11 protein-coding genes and 1 pseudogene are annotated in these 14217 nt (G+C 45.7%); all 12 read right to left on the reverse strand.

The window, feature by feature from the left end; translation table 11 throughout:
* Positions 1 to 140: 140 nt before the first annotated feature.
* Positions 141 to 1574: a sigma-54 dependent transcriptional regulator gene (locus tag KT99_RS09840; protein WP_005499526.1), complete on the reverse strand. Its 1434-nt coding sequence runs from the start codon at positions 1572 to 1574 to the stop codon at positions 141 to 143.
* Positions 1575 to 1862: 288 nt separating this feature from the next.
* Positions 1863 to 2273 carry a flagellar export chaperone FliS gene (gene fliS / locus KT99_RS09845; protein ID WP_005499529.1) on the reverse strand — a complete coding sequence of 137 codons (411 nt, stop codon included), beginning with the start codon at positions 2271 to 2273 and terminating at the stop codon, positions 1863 to 1865.
* Positions 2274 to 2279: 6 nt separating this feature from the next.
* Entirely contained in the window at positions 2280 to 2600 is a 321-nt protein-coding gene (locus tag KT99_RS09850; RefSeq protein ID WP_005499531.1) for a hypothetical protein, read from the reverse strand.
* A gap of 50 nt (positions 2601 to 2650) precedes the next feature.
* On the reverse strand, positions 2651 to 4015 hold the full coding sequence (gene fliD, locus KT99_RS09855; protein ID WP_005499533.1) for a flagellar filament capping protein FliD: 1365 nt from the start codon (positions 4013 to 4015) through the stop codon (positions 2651 to 2653).
* A gap of 77 nt (positions 4016 to 4092) precedes the next feature.
* Positions 4093 to 4536, reverse strand: coding sequence for an IS200/IS605 family transposase (tnpA, locus tag KT99_RS09860; RefSeq protein WP_100067646.1), 444 nt, complete (start codon positions 4534 to 4536; stop codon positions 4093 to 4095).
* 103 nt (positions 4537 to 4639) lie between these two features.
* A complete protein-coding gene (locus KT99_RS09865) occupies positions 4640 to 5038 on the reverse strand; it encodes a flagellar protein FlaG (protein WP_005499537.1) in 399 nt (132 codons plus the stop codon).
* Positions 5039 to 5222: 184 nt separating this feature from the next.
* Positions 5223 to 6662 (reverse strand): annotated as a pseudogene (locus KT99_RS23285) (flagellin N-terminal helical domain-containing protein).
* A gap of 427 nt (positions 6663 to 7089) precedes the next feature.
* Positions 7090 to 8535 (reverse strand): flagellin N-terminal helical domain-containing protein, encoded by a 1446-nt coding sequence (locus KT99_RS09875; protein WP_005499548.1) that lies wholly within the window; start codon positions 8533 to 8535, stop codon positions 7090 to 7092.
* Positions 8536 to 8651: 116 nt separating this feature from the next.
* Entirely contained in the window at positions 8652 to 9866 is a 1215-nt protein-coding gene (flgL, locus tag KT99_RS09880; protein WP_005499550.1) for a flagellar hook-associated protein FlgL, read from the reverse strand.
* A 12-nt stretch (positions 9867 to 9878) separates the two neighbouring features.
* The gene (flgK, locus tag KT99_RS09885; RefSeq protein ID WP_005499551.1) at positions 9879 to 11792 is read right to left on the reverse strand and encodes a flagellar hook-associated protein FlgK; all 1914 of its coding nucleotides are present in this window, start codon (positions 11790 to 11792) and stop codon (positions 9879 to 9881) included.
* A gap of 100 nt (positions 11793 to 11892) precedes the next feature.
* Entirely contained in the window at positions 11893 to 12900 is a 1008-nt protein-coding gene (gene flgJ / locus KT99_RS09890; protein ID WP_005499552.1) for a flagellar assembly peptidoglycan hydrolase FlgJ, read from the reverse strand.
* A gap of 214 nt (positions 12901 to 13114) precedes the next feature.
* Positions 13115 to 14206 carry a flagellar basal body P-ring protein FlgI gene (locus KT99_RS09895; RefSeq protein ID WP_005499553.1) on the reverse strand — a complete coding sequence of 364 codons (1092 nt, stop codon included), beginning with the start codon at positions 14204 to 14206 and terminating at the stop codon, positions 13115 to 13117.
* Positions 14207 to 14217 lie beyond the last annotated feature (11 nt).

The raw sequence follows: 14217 nt of genomic DNA on the forward strand, positions 1-14217 counted from the left end.
GAGGACGTTCGCAAGCTCACTTAAGGATAATAGCTAAGAAGATAGGCAAGCCAATAGACGCCAGCAAAGCTGGCTATTTGCAACAAGGGGGAAGGCGCTAGTTCCTAGGGGCCTAGGAACTAGAAACTAGAAACTTCTATTTAATCCTTACCCATACCGTACTTACGCATCTTCTCGACTAAGGTTGTACGCCTGATCCCCAACATTTCTGCAGCACGGGCAACCACATTATCTTGCTGTTCGAGTGCTTGTCTGATCATATCGATCTCAAGCTCAGCAAGAAGATCTTTCAAGTTAACCCCTTCCGGAGGAAGTTCACTCGGAAAGCGAGTTTCGGGGATCTCTATCGACGTTTCATCACTGAAGACCGCCGCCAAGGCATCACGTTCCTGCTCCTCCTCACTGATTTCCACACAGTATTCGGGCACATCAATATGGCGATATTTATGCGGTAAATCGTTCACATCGACCAGACCGCCGGGATAAAGTATGGTGAGTCGCTCGACTAAGTTGGAAAGCTCTCTGACATTTCCGGCCCATCTGTGCTCTTTGAGAGACTCGATAGCGCGTTGGGTAAATCTAACCTTGCCACGGCCTTCATTGAAAACTCGGCTCACCAGCTCTTGTAAGAGTAAGGGGATATCATCTTTTCTTTCACATAGGGCGGGCATTTCTATGGGGAATACATTGAGACGATAGTAGAGATCTTCCCTGAAATCCCCATCGGAAATCATCAATTCCAAGTCTCTGTGGGTTGCCGCTACGACACGCACATTGGCCTTGATGGTCTTAGTGCCTCCGACACGCTCAAACTCTCGTTCCTGGAGTACACGAAGTAGTTTAACCTGCATCTGCAATGGCATATCGCCAATTTCATCTAAGAAAAGCGTGCCCTTTTCAGCGAGTTCAAAGCGACCCTTTCTGGCACTGATAGCACCGGTAAATGAACCCTTCTCATGGCCAAATAGTTCACTCTCTAACAACTCGGCTGGAATGGCACCACAGTTAACCGGAATGAAAGGACCATCGCGCCGATCAGAAATATAATGAATATTTCTGGCGACAACCTCTTTACCTGTACCCGACTCACCCAGAATCAACACAGTAACCTCAGAAGGGGCAACCTGGCTAATTAAATGCCTGACCTGCGCTATCCCTTCACTTCGACCCACCATACTTCTAAATAACTTAGTCTGATTAGCACTGGTGGGCGTTTCTGGACGTCTTGCCTGGCCGAAGACCTGACAGAAATGCAGTAATTCCGTTAATTGGGGATAATTCAGCGGTTCTTCAATACAGCCAAGAATATTAGAGGCGTTGACGCCGTCCTGCTGACCCAGCAATAAAATAGGCTGCCAAGGCAGTTTCCCCGCAAGGGATTGAAATAACTCTTTCGACTGTGAGTCAACAGCAATAACCAAGGCCCGGTATCGAGTACTTCGTAGTTGCAACTCAAGTTTATCGATGGCGACTAACTCGAGTTGCTCACCTAAAAACTCAAATACACACGACAAGCGATTAATTCGCTCAGACTGGTTACCGACAAGTAGAATTCGTTGATCTGTTTGCATCATTAAAAAAGCCGTAAAGCGCTCGTTATTATTCCCATTAATTATTAGTGTTTGTTGCTTAAAAGCGATGTAGTGTTTCCATTACAAATTTGAACAAAATCACTACCATGAGGAATAGTGTATTATCAGCAAGCGATTAGCAAGTCTCCGAGGTATTTAATGCTTAACTGGATAGATATTCAGTTAACTCATTTGATTCTAGTTGATAAATCCAACGAAACCCTCATGATTTGTCAAATAATTGACTCAGGCCAATTATTTGGGGCTACACCGCCCCGAAATTAATTAAAACTAAACAGCTTCTGTATGTGACACAATATGATGATCTTCAGCTGGAATGGCATCCCAACCTTCCTTAATTGTTTTCAATATTTCACTGACATCATCTAACGCTTTAATATCATTGCTTATATTGGCTTCAGAAAGACGGCGGAGCATGAAATCATACAGATCGCTAACATTGTTAACCATCTCTCCACCCTCTTCCATATTTAAGCTACTGTTAAGTCCACTGATAATACCGATGGCCTTGCCAATATTGACACCTTTATTAGCAATATCAGCATTTTCAATGGCATAGCGACTCTGGGCGATTCGTTGTAGTGCCCCTTCAAACATCATCTGAATAATTCTATGAGGTGATGCAACCCCAATCTCATTATCTAAAGATACCTTACGGTATGACTGTAATGACCTTCTCATAAAAACCTACTTATTTGAACTTATAGTCTTATATACATTAATTTGGCGTTGACTTTTTTTGCCACTGTGTAGCAAATTTTGCCTATGTCTCATGACTTTATTAGCTTGCAGTTTATATTTCTGGGTCAGCGATAATTGCTTTTCCAGATATTCTCTGTCGTCGAACTCACTATCTGAAACAAGGTGTTCGAGTAATTTTTGACGCTCACCTAATAAGCGATGCAAGTCTGATACCAACTCATCACCTTTTCCACTATCTACATCAATTTCATCGAGTTGAAGTAAAGCAGATGAAAATTTCTCGTTGACTGCATTCAGTTTTTCCATAACACCATCTCTACGACGACCATCATATTAATCAATTAGTTAAAATAATATTACGAGTTCTTTCTCACAACTCCAGGTAAGGAGTCAAGCCTATCTAGCAACATATTGCCTTGAGAATTTAGCTGCGCGACAATGAGGTCCATGGCATTGAACTGTTTATAGAGTCTATCTTCATAGGCTTTCATTTTTATCGCTAGCCTCTCTCTGCTCTCTTGTATTCTCTCTAACTGGTTATCTAAAGTGTTATCACGGCCATCTAGAATTCCGCCAGTTTGAACATAGCCATCAATTAAGCTATCCAGACTCGATGCCAGCCCTGTATCTTCGGAACTAAAAAGCTCCTTTATCTGCTCGAAGTTTGCCGTTAACGCTTCATCGAGTTTATCGCCATCGACTTCCAGTAACCCTTCTCGGGTCGTGATTACACCAATTGACCCTAGAGTCAGATCACCCTCTGATGTGCTGTACACACCTGATAAGGCTCCACGTAACTGATTCTGGATACTACGAACGAGTGAATCGCCCTGTAAGACACCCGTTTTTTTAGTATCGGGATCATAACCTGACATCTCTTTTATGGTGGTCATTAAAGAATTATAGGATTCGACAAGGCTTTCTATGCCTGATTTTACAGAGCCAGTATTGAGCTCGACGGTAAGATTCGTCGTCTTGGAGGGATCGGCCTCGGTTAGTGTCAGCGTCACTCCCGTTACCGCATCAGATACAGTATTAGAACTCGAGGTGACGGTGAGACCGTCAATCTTGATGATAGAATCTTTGGCTTCCTGTACTTGGCTCATAGTAAACGTATCGTTAAGCGCTGTACCAGGAGCGACATCGGTGGCGGTGACACTTATTTGATTGTCAAGACCCGTGCTGGTTGAGGTTAGTACTAATTTAGCACCGTCATCATCATTAATTATCGTTGCCGTGATGCCAACATTATCTTCGGCGCTATTAATCTTATCGACAAGCGATTGCAACGAGTCAGTGGCGTCGGCAGCAATATTAAAGCTACTACCATCTACCGTGAAACTCAGTGTCCCCTCACCGATTGCAGCCTCTTTATCTGCGACCGCGATAGTGCTAACCTTCTGACTTTGAGCCAATTGATCAACGATCAAGCTGTAGCTGCCGCCAATGGCTGTTTCATCGACAGTGGCTTTTAGATGATCGCTATTTGAGAGTTTAGCCTTGTTACTGATAAAGGATTCAGGTTTAGAGAGAAAGTCTAACTTACTTTGGAAATCTGACATGGCACTCTTGAGCGCACCAATAGCAGATATTTCGGCAGTAACTTTACCTGCATCTGCATTAAATCTGGCCTGTTTCGGCGCGTTTTCCACACCAACTAGCGCAGAAACGATGCCATTGATGTCCATGCCTGAACCGATACCAACTGCCGTTAATCCCATGGGAACCTCTAAGTCTAATCTGGATAAGCTATATATAAGCTATAAGCAATTAAAGAATCGGCCGCAAGCGACCGAGTTTAGAAGAGCCCTAGCTGCTCTGAATTTTTCTCTTTCCTATCTAATTCAATCAACTGGTTTTGAACATACTCACGAATAGCCTCTTCATTTGCGTTACCAATAGTTTCAACAAAGTAGCTTTGAGTCCAAAGCTTACCACCCCAGAAATACCGCCTTTTGATATCTGGGTAGCATTTGAAAAATTCTCGGGCTGAAATGCTTTTTATCACATACATAATATGACTTGGTGATATCTTCGGCTCACTTCTCACAACCATATGAATGTGATCTTCAGGGATTTCTAATTCAACGATATCAATATCGTAATCGTAGCCCGCTTTATGAATAATGGCTTTCATCGTTTCACGATAAGGGTCTGAGAACACTTTTCTGCGATACTTAGGTATCCACACAAAGTGATACATTAACCTGAAAATATGATGTGAATTTCGCTGATGTTCCATGTATTGAATAATATAGACTGAGACAAGCCCAGTCTATACTATCCAGCACGGGGGCAAGCCCCCGAGATTTTCGCTCCGCGCGTTAAACATCGTCAAAAAACCATCATGCTTCTGTTTTCATCAGCATTCCGGAAACTTCAAACAATTTCTGTGCCAACTCTAATGCTTCTTCTGTGGGGATCTGCCGGATCATCTCCCCCGAGTCCATATCCATCACATTGACCACTGAAATCCCCAAGGTATCATCAATTTTAAAAGTTAAGCCTTTCTTCATCAATGACATGGTATCACTAAGTTCGGCAACGGCTTCCTGTAATTTCTCAGGACTTTCTTCGCCCACTTGCTCTTGCGAAGCTTTTGCAGCTTTATCACTCTCTTCAACGGCTTTTACTAGCGCTTTTGGCTCGGTATCGGCCGTCTCATCTGTCGTTGCTTTTAACGGAGTAATAACCTCATTTTTAACACCTGTGTTAAAAGGTGTGTTAATTAAATTAACATCCATCGCCTTAAACCTCCTGTGGGTCACATATCCCTTGCTATTGCGACTTTAAAACTTTACTTCAACTATTGATTAAACAAAAGGGAAGATTCAAAGCTGAATCTCCCCTTCCTTGTACTCTAATGAGCGCCAGCTATAACCCTTTCTATTACTTACTATAGCCTTTACTCATACTCTAGAGTGACGATTAAAGTAGAGATAATGCGACTTGTGGTAACTGGTTAGCCTGAGCGAGCATGGCTGACGATGTCTGAGACAGAATCTGCTGCTTAGTCATCTCGGCGGTTTCTTTAGCAAAATCTACATCTTGAATACGGCCACGGGCATCAGAAACGTTACTCTGAATGTTGCTCAAGTTACTAATGGTAAAACTCATACGGTTCTGTATCGCACCTAAGTCGGCGCGAGAAGAGTCGATACCAGCAATCGCACCATCGATGATGGCAAGTGCATTTTGAGCACCTGATGCAGTGCCTATATCAACCGTATTGACACCGGCGAACACACCTGTTGCTTCAGTGGTTATTTCTGCACTAATACCAGCTGCAACAGTAAAACCAGCAGGTGAATTCAGTGTAATTGCACCGGCTGCAACAAATGTAGTACCAGCATTAGCCATAGTAGTCGTGGCTGATGCTGTACCATCGGCAGCTTTGTTAATAAGGGTCATACCACCAGAGCCATTACCTGCTTCTGTGAAATTAATATCGGCACCCTTAGAACTAGTGATTGTTAATGTGCCGTTATCTATTTTAGCTGTGACACCTGTTTCACCAGAAACATCATTAATCGCCGCAGCAAGATCTTTATTATTAGTAATACCGGTCAAATCTACCGCCGATGTACTAGTACCGTCATCGACATTCATCACCAAGGAAACATCATATGCAGCGGTTAAATTAGCTTCAACATTTGTCTCCGCAGTGGCTTTGACACCCGTGCCTGCTTGGTTAATTGCCGCAGCAACCTCAGTTGCAGTATCATTAGCAACAGTGACTACATTGGTCGTGCTGGTACCTTGAGTGATAGTCATAGTACCACCGGCCGAGCCGTTAGTTCCCGCTGCAGCAGCAACTAAATCTTCACCAAACAAACTACCCGCAGCATCACTCTGGTATGCGCCTATGTTAGTTGCGGCGATGGATCTCAAAGAGATATCGATAGTCTCATTGGCTTCTGAGCCGACCTGGAATGATTGTGTGCCATATGAGCCGTCGAGCAATTTTTGACCACCGAAAGAGGTAGTCTCTGCGATACGCGTTAACTCAGATGCAGAGAGTTAATCTCTTTTGCATAGCCGAACGGTCTCCGATGAGTTGGAGCCGTTAGCCGATTGCAGTGACAAGTCACGCATACGCTGCAAGATGTTGGTCGACTCCCCCATCGCACCTTCGGCAGTCTGTGCAATCGAGATACCGTCGTTAGCGTTACGCATGGCGACACCTATGCCATTTATCTGACTGGTCATACGATTAGATATCTGCAGACCCGCCGCATCGTCTTTGGCGCTGTTAATGCGCATACCAGAAGCCAGACGTTCCATCGAAGTACTTAAATTAGACTGAGCGCGGTTAAGGGTGCTCTGTGCCTTCATTGACGTGACGTTGGTGTTTACTGAAATAGCCATAATTCGTTTCCTCTTAATACCTGACTGTAGACAGTGCCTGTCTACGTTAAGCCAGGCGGATCTGTTCGGTTACAGTGTATTTAACGGCAGCACTATTTTTTACTTTAATGTTTTTTAGAAAAATATTCCAATTCGATTGAAAGTTGTATGACTGGCTTTTGTAGGACCAGCTTCAGCCGGGAGGGATTAAGGATTAAAACAGAACAAAGATTGATTCAGAGAAAAACAAAACATCGCAGCTAAAGCAGCTCCTACATAAGAAAACGACCCGTTCTAGCCGGAAATGGAAGCCATAAAAACAAAAAACCACCTAACTCGGTAAAGAATTAAGTGGTTTACAAATCCAGGGCCTAGAACTTATTACCTAGGGACTAGAGTCTTCTTTGATCCTAGGAACTTCTGCTCTGCTAGGAACTAGAGTCTGCTACTAGCCTAATAACGACAGTGCTACCTGTGGCAACTGGTTTGCCTGGGCTAGCATTGCAGAAGAAGTCTGAGACAGAATCTGCTGCTTAGTCATCTCGGCGGTTTCTTTAGCAAAATCTACATCTTGAATTCGACTTCGTGCATCGGTCACATTACTCCTGACATTATCCAGGTTACTGATGGTAAAGCTCATACGGTTTTGTACCGCACCTAAATCGGCACGTGAACTATCAATGCCGGCAATGGCACCATCGATGATAGCAATCGCATTCTGAGCACCTGATGCAGTGCCTATATCAACCGTATTGACACCGGCAAACACACCGGTTGCTTCAGTGGTTATTTCTGCACTAATACCAGCTGCAACAGTAAAACCAGCAGGTGAACTCAGTGTAATTGCACCGGCTGCAACAAATGTAGTACCAGCATTAGCCATAGTAGTCGTGGCTGATGCTGTACCATCGGCAGCTTTGTTAATAAGGGTCATACCACCAGAGCCATTACCTGCTTCTGTGAAATTAATATCGGCACCGGTAGAGCTAGTGATTGTTAATGTGCCGTTATCTATTTTAGCAGTGACACCTGTTTCACCAGAAACATCATTAATCGCCGCAGCAAGATCTTTATTATTAGTAATACCGGTCAAATCTACCGCCGATGTACTAGTACCGTCATCGACATTCATCACCAAGGAAACATCATATGCCGCGGTTAAATTAGCTTCAATATTTGTCTCCGCAGTGGCTTTGACACCCGTGCCTGCTTGGTTAATTGCCGCAGCAACCTCAGTTGCAGTATCATTAGCAACAGTGACTACATTGGTCGTGCTGGTGCCTTTAGTGATAGTCATAGTACCACCGGCCGAGCCGTTAGTTCCCGCTGCAGCAGCAACTAAATCTTCACCAAACAAACTACCCGCAGCATCACTCTGGTATGCACCTATGTTAGTTGCGGCGATGGATCTCAAAGAGATATCGATAGTCTCATTGGCTTCTGAGCCGACCTGGAATGATTGTGTGCCATATGAGCCGTCGAGCAATTTTTGACCACCGAAAGAGGTAGTCTCTGCGATACGCGTTAACTCAGATTGCAGAGAGTTAATCTCTTTTTGCATAGCCGCACGGTCTTCCGATGAGTTGGAGCCGTTAGCCGATTGCAGTGACAAGTCACGCATACGCTGCAAGATGTTAGTCGACTCACCCATGGCGCCCTCGGCAGTTTGTGCGATAGAGATACCGTCGTTAGCGTTACGCATGGCGACACCTATGCCATTTATCTGACTGGTCATACGATTAGATATCTGCAGACCCGCCGCATCGTCTTTGGCGCTGTTAATGCGCATACCAGAAGCCAGACGCTCCATCGAAGTACTTAAATTAGACTGAGCGCGGTTAAGACTGCTCTGTGTTTTCATCGATGTCACGTTGGTATTAACTGAAATAGCCATCTTGAGTTCCTCTTTAATGTGTTACTGCCAAGGCTCAAGCCTGGCTATAGTTTGTTAACTGTGAATAGCCCTAGTCCCTTAGGACTGTCGGCTGTATTCATTTTTGTTGATTACCTTTATATGTAATCAAATAAGGTGGTCGAGCTCACCCTGCTAAACAGAGTCGATACTGCATTTAACGCCAATTGCTGTTTTTCAAATTCACTGATCGCTGCGGCGTAGTCTAAATCTTCCAATAATGACAAGGCTGAGCTGTTAATTAACTTTTCATCTGCATGGCCGGACTTATAACTCTCAACGCTCTTTAAGCTATTACCGGCAATACCTCTGTCAAAATCTATCCTGTTTCTGCCACTATCAATACTATCCAATATCTGTGCCAACTCTGAGTTTCCCTGAGGCGTATTCACCTTAGTGGGATCTTCCAGTATGGCAATGGCTTGATTAAGGGTGTCGAAAATGCTGACTTCGGTCGCGGGCGCCATGGTGAATGAATCGTTTGCAGCCGGCATGCCATCGAGCTTTACTGAGATACCGTTAAAGTCAACCGGACTGCTTGGATCAAAATTAGCCACCACTTGCAGTGAAGTCCCTGCCGAATCAAATACTTCCAGCTGTACGCCACCAGCAAGGTTGTCGGTAAAGTCAAAGGTATAGCCTTCTGGCGCTACTGGTATATGAACCGCTGGAGGGGCAAGTTTGGCACTTTCTACAATGAAATCACCGCTTTGGCCCGGTAGATAATTGACGCTAAAATCACCCATCGCATTGGGGGCATTCATAAATGCACTGTCACCTGGCGAATTAGTGCCTACCGTCACACCAGAAGCCACAATTGACTGTCTGACCCCGCTGTCACCGCTATAAACGATGTTGCCGCTGGTATTAAACGCGAACGGTTGAGTGCCAGTTTCGTAGCCAGAAAACAGATAATTGCCCGATTCGTCTTTCGAATTGGCGATTGCCAACAACTCTTCGAGGCTGGATCTCAATTCATCGGCAATGGTTTGCCGCTCGTTATCTGTCACTGTGCCGTTTATCGCACGCAATACCTGATCTTTAGTTGAGCTCACCAGCGCTTCAGCGCTGCCTAACTTACTCTCGGTTAATGCCAAGTGACTGGTCGCATAGTCGATATTTTTGACAAACTGATCGACTAAGGCATTTTGCTGGTACAAGTTGTCGATACCTATGGCCGCAACAGGATCGTCTCCAGCCGTATTGACTCTTTTACCGGAAGATAACTGCTCCATGATACTGTTGGTAGCGGACTGTCTGTCGAGCACACTGTTGATATTTTGATTGAACATCTGTGCCGTTGAAATTCTCATATCCGCGCCCTCTTATCTAACCGCATTGAGTAATGTCTCGAAAATTTCATTGGCCGTGGTCATTATCCGCGCCGATGCCTGATAGGCCTGTTGGAAGCGCATTAAATTGGCCGCTTCTTCATCTAGATTCACTCCAGATTCGCTCTGTACTCGGTTATAGGCCTGTAGATAAACTGATTGCGCCGTTCCGGCGGCGATGTCGGCCGCTTTTGCTTTGCCACCCACGCTTATTTTGGTGCCTTGGTACACATCACTCAATGTCGAGCCGCCGGAGTTCATCAACTTGGCTTCACTCAAATTCGCCATGGTGACCGCATTGCTGTTATCACCCGGGGCAAAAGAGAGATCGAAGGTAAATCTATCTGTCGCGCCAGCCGTTGTGGCCACATCGAAACTAAAACCATGAGCACTAATTGAAGGAGGAGCATAAGCTGCTGGCGCACCTAGTGATGTGCCGTTGGCATCGAAGACTTCAAACATGCTAGTGGTGGTATTGATCTCGAAGGTCAGCTCAGAGCCTGTGGGAGGGAAAGCTGGATCCCCTCTGTTAACACTCACCATCTCTACCGAGATGTTACCTGAGTTGGCCGTATCGGCAGTGATCTTAGGGGCCGCAGCAGCAATCCCTCTACCATCGGCCATCACTACCGAAATGCCAGCGGCTGCACCAGAAGAGGGTCTTATTTCAAACTTATCGCCGTCAGCAAATGCACCTGAATCGATATGGATAGAGAAACCATTAGTACCATCGAGCTGAGTGCCAGTTAAGGTTAACGGGGTGACAGAGCCAGTGACTGTATCTTTCAACTCATAGGTTGCTGGGGCGGTATACTTCAATTCGAAACTGTTGCCGGACAAGAGGCCGACATCATCAATATTGACTCTCAGGTTAGCCGTTCCTGCATTTGAACTAAAACCACCGACTCGGCCAACAGACATCGCCGCATCGTTAATGTCTTTAAAGATGTTCTGGCCCATCTCACCATTAAGGTCGAAACCTTGACTATTGGCCTGATTGAACGCATCCGCGACACCTAAGCTGAGTTGGCCTAATTCGAGTTCTGCCGGAATGAGTGTTTCATCACGAAATGCAAATAACGCCCCCAACTGACCACCCATCTTTGCCGGATCTATGGCCTGGCTCTGGCTGCCTATCTTAGCCACGACTCTCAGTTCTCCTGGATGTGGGTCACCCACCATAGTGCCAAGGGACATGGATACTTCAGCGGAAACCAACATCACAGCGCCACCTAACATGATGCTTTTAGCGCCAGTATCCAGTGGAATGACATTCACTTGCGCGTATTGGCTCAGCTCCTGAATGAGTGCATTTTGCCTATCTAACAATTGCGCATCTTCACCCTGAGACTTCATCAACTCTTGATTGAGTTGACCCAGCTCTTTACTGATCTCATTGATTCGGTCCGTGATGCCGGCGATTTGATCATTGGTCTGCTTCATCTGACCATCTAGATGGGATTGCATCTGGTTTAGGTTATCCGCCAGTTGGCCTGCAGACCCTAACACCATGCCACGAATGCCCATATCATCGGGCAGATCGGCTAAGCTATTTAAACTGGCAAACAAGTCATTCAGACCCTGTGGTATGGATTTACCAATTTGTGAAAATAGTTGATCGAGTTCACTCATCTTAGTTTGAGTGGTCTGCGCTTCACTGGCACCAGTTTGACCTATCCTCAGTTCGCGAGCGGCATATTCATTATAGATGCGTTTTACATCGGAAATGTAGGTGCCTGCACCATAAAAATGGTCCCCAAGGCGCTGGGATTCCAGGCTGGACTGTTCGGCCACTTGCCGGTGGTATCCCTGGGTATTAACGTTAGCGATATTATTACTGGTCACAGCAAGCTGAGCCTGAGAAGCCAAGACACCGGTGCGGGCAATATTCAGCAGATCCATAGACATTACACCCGACTCCTATTTAATTGCGGCTCATCTAACGGCACACTTTGCTGCACGCCTTGCTGAATAGTGGAAAACTCAACTCTGTTACCCATCAAAATCATTACCTTACTCCCAGAGATAGTAGACGAAGATCCGGCTTAATCGATTGCATCACCTTAATCACTTTATCGGCATAATTAGGATCCGTGGCATAGCCAGCATCTTGTAATGCTCTGATAAATTCGTGGGGATTGGCGGCTTTCTTTAACGCTTCTTGATACCTAGGTCCTGCAGAAATAAAGCTGACAAAGTCATCAAAACTTTGCTTTATATTGTCATAGACACGAAAATCGGTTTTTTGTTGTACCGCAATGCCATGTTCGAATTCGAGCGTAGTGACGAGAGCCTTATCACCCTGCCAACGTTTATCCGCTTTGATGTTAAAAAGGTTGTTGCTAGATTCGCCTCGAGCCCCTTTTATCATTTTCTGACCCCAGCCAGTTTCCAGCGCCGATTGTGCGATCAAGACTTCGGGCTTAGTGCCTAACGCAAGCGCCGCTTTTTCCGCATGGGGGTAGAGCTTAGCGACAAAGTCATCTCTATCGGTGAAGGTCATTTCCGCCGGCCTCACTGCGGATGGCAAACTCTTGCCTGTCAAAATACTGTCTAGAGGATTCAGGGGGCTAACATCGGCACTCTCCACAGTTTTGATGACGTCATCAGGCGTTATTGCCCGATTCATTACATGAGATTTTAAAGATGCTTGAGATATGCCAGAATGCATATTGCCTCTGAGCACAGATGCAGGTGTGATCTTGCTGGTTTCGGGAGACAGTTGTTGCATCATCATATCGGCGAGACCCAACATGCCCTTTTCTGATAAGTTGATAGACATCTGCTGATCATGCATCTGCTCATAGAATTTGGTGTATTCGCTGTTCATCGGACTGTCAGATTCGAATACCGCATTGGCAGCACGCATACTTTTCATCAGCATCTGCACGAAGATCCCTTCGAATTGCTGGGCAACTTCCTTCAAAGCGGCCTTATCATTTTTCAGGGCCTTGGCTCTTAACGAGTCAAGGCCTGCAATGTCCAAAAAGTGTGATGCATTTGACAGCTTTTGCATAAAAGTTCCCGGTTGTGCCGACAATAAACAGACGGTATGGTTTTTATAAAGCAAGGCACATGCCAGATCATCGATAGATTGAATGTTAATTCAATAAACATCGCATTATTAGGCTGGCATTGGAGAGTAATACACTAATGAAGAGAAAGCGTTAGGCCCTGGAACCGAGCCCTAACCAGTTGTAAAGATATGCAGCTAACAAAACAACAGATAACTAGATGATAATGAGTTCCCCCTGCAGCGCTCCAGCCACGTTCAAGGCTTCCAGAATTGCCAGCACATCTGAGGGAGCCGCGCCCACTAAGTTAACCGCCCTAACCAGTTCGTCCAGTGTCGTGCCAGGATTAAACATAAACATCCGCCTGTCTGACTCATTGACATCTAGGGTACTGTCAGAGGTCACCACGGTTTGGCCTCCCGCCAAGGCATTGGGCTGTGATACCTGAGTCGCTTCGGCAATCGTAACGGTTAAGCCACCATGGGTCACGGCCGCAGGTAACAGACGCACATTTTTGCCTACCACTATAGTTCCGGTCCGTGAGTTAACGATGATCTTGGCAGATTCTTCAGCCGGTTCAACCTGAATATTCTCTAATGTTGCCAGGAACGACACTCGCTGAGACACATCTCTTGGCGCACTCACCTGTATTGACGCCGCATCTAAGGGTCTTGCTATTCCCGGACCCAACAAGTCATTGATGGCATCGGCTAATCGTTTAGCCGTGGAGAAATCGGCACGACGTAGGTTAAATGTGAGGTAGTCGCCGCTAGAAAAAGGCGTTGCGACTGCACGCTCGACAATGGCGCCATTAGGAATTCGGCCAACAGTCGGCGTATTTTGCATGACTTTAGAGCCATCTAGACCTTCTGCACTGAAACCACTGACCACCATGCTACCCTGAGCAATGGCATAGACATGACCATCGACCCCCTTGAGGAAGGTCTGGATTAAGGTTCCGCCGCGCAGACTCTTGGCTTCGCCCATACTCGACACGGTGACATCTATCGTTTGTCCGGGTTTGATAAAGGGCGGCATATCCGCATGCACCACGACAACGGCGACATTCTTAATTTTGGGCCGAAAATTATCGGGCAAATTAACGCCAAAGTTTTTCAGCATGGTCTTAAACGTCTGCTCGGTGTAACGCGTCTTCTCGCCCGTACCTGGCAGACCGACAACCATACCGTAACCGATGAGTTGGTTATGGCGCACGCCTTGAACGTTGGCCATGTCTTTTATCCTTTGTGCCTGACTGGGCGCGGCGACAAAAACCAGTAATAAAAAAGTGATAAATTTATATTTCATAGCGTTAATTC

The organism is Shewanella benthica KT99 (assembly GCF_000172075.1).
GTDB lineage: Bacteria > Pseudomonadota > Gammaproteobacteria > Enterobacterales > Shewanellaceae > Shewanella > Shewanella benthica_A.

Bases quoted from the DNA above. Each gene is read 5' to 3' on its own strand.
- KT99_RS09840 (WP_005499526.1), bottom strand. From the start codon at position 1,574: ATGATGCAAACAGATCAACGAATTCTACTTGTCGGTAACCAGTCTGAG.
- fliS (WP_005499529.1), bottom strand. From the start codon at position 2,273: ATGAGAAGGTCATTACAGTCATACCGTAAGGTATCTTTAGATAATGAG.
- KT99_RS09850 (WP_005499531.1), bottom strand. From the start codon at position 2,600: ATGGAAAAACTGAATGCAGTCAACGAGAAATTTTCATCTGCTTTACTT.
- flgL (WP_005499550.1), bottom strand. From the start codon at position 9,866: ATGAGAATTTCAACGGCACAGATGTTCAATCAAAATATCAACAGTGTG.
- fliD (WP_005499533.1), bottom strand. From the start codon at position 4,015: ATGGGATTAACGGCAGTTGGTATCGGTTCAGGCATGGACATCAATGGC.
- flgJ (WP_005499552.1), bottom strand. From the start codon at position 12,900: ATGCAAAAGCTGTCAAATGCATCACACTTTTTGGACATTGCAGGCCTT.
- KT99_RS09865 (WP_005499537.1), bottom strand. From the start codon at position 5,038: ATGGATGTTAATTTAATTAACACACCTTTTAACACAGGTGTTAAAAAT.
- tnpA (WP_100067646.1), bottom strand. From the start codon at position 4,536: ATGGAACATCAGCGAAATTCACATCATATTTTCAGGTTAATGTATCAC.
- KT99_RS09895 (WP_005499553.1), bottom strand. From the start codon at position 14,206: ATGAAATATAAATTTATCACTTTTTTATTACTGGTTTTTGTCGCCGCG.
- flgK (WP_005499551.1), bottom strand. From the start codon at position 11,792: ATGTCTATGGATCTGCTGAATATTGCCCGCACCGGTGTCTTGGCTTCT.
- KT99_RS09875 (WP_005499548.1), bottom strand. From the start codon at position 8,535: ATGGCTATTTCAGTTAATACCAACGTGACATCGATGAAAACACAGAGC.